General features: G+C 78.5%; 1 pseudogene. It reads right to left on the bottom strand.

What is annotated here, in order from left to right:
* Positions 1 to 503: pseudogene (locus tag G3I40_RS13560) on the bottom strand (hypothetical protein); the annotation flags it as partial.

Below are 503 nucleotides of genomic sequence, written 5' to 3'. Positions count from 1 at the left end.
TGCAGCCCCGCGCGGAACAGTCCGTGGTCGACGCGGCGGGCCGCGGCCGACTCCAGTTCGTCCCGCAGCGGACCGTCCCGCAGGACCGCGGCGGGACCGAGCAGCCCCTCGACCACGGTGAGCGCCCCGGACAGGTCGCCGTGCCGCAGCCGCTCCCGGACCGCGGGCAGCGCCTGCGGGGTGCGGTGCACCGCGTCGATCGCCCGCAGACAGGGCAGCGGCGGACCGCCGAGGGCCACGAGGAGCTCCTCCCGGCGCAGTTGGTCCGGGTCGTGGTCGACCGCCGTCAGCACCCCGTCGCGCAACGCGATCCGGTGGACCTCGCCCCGGCACTCCACCCGGTGCGGATCACCGGGTTCGGGTTCGGGGTCCGGCCCGCGGCCCGCGCCTTCGTGGGCCAGCGCGGCGGCGACCAGCGGGTGCAGCTGCCCGGCCCCGACGAGCCCGGCCCGCAGCAGTTCCAGGTCCGGCAAGGGACGGGCCGCCGCCTCCGGGAGCACGGG

The organism is Streptomyces sp. SID14478 (assembly GCF_010548525.1).
Lineage (GTDB): Bacteria > Actinomycetota > Actinomycetes > Streptomycetales > Streptomycetaceae > Streptomyces.
The sequence above is the reverse complement of the archived record's forward strand: the minus strand, read 5'-3'. Positions and strand labels throughout refer to the sequence as shown.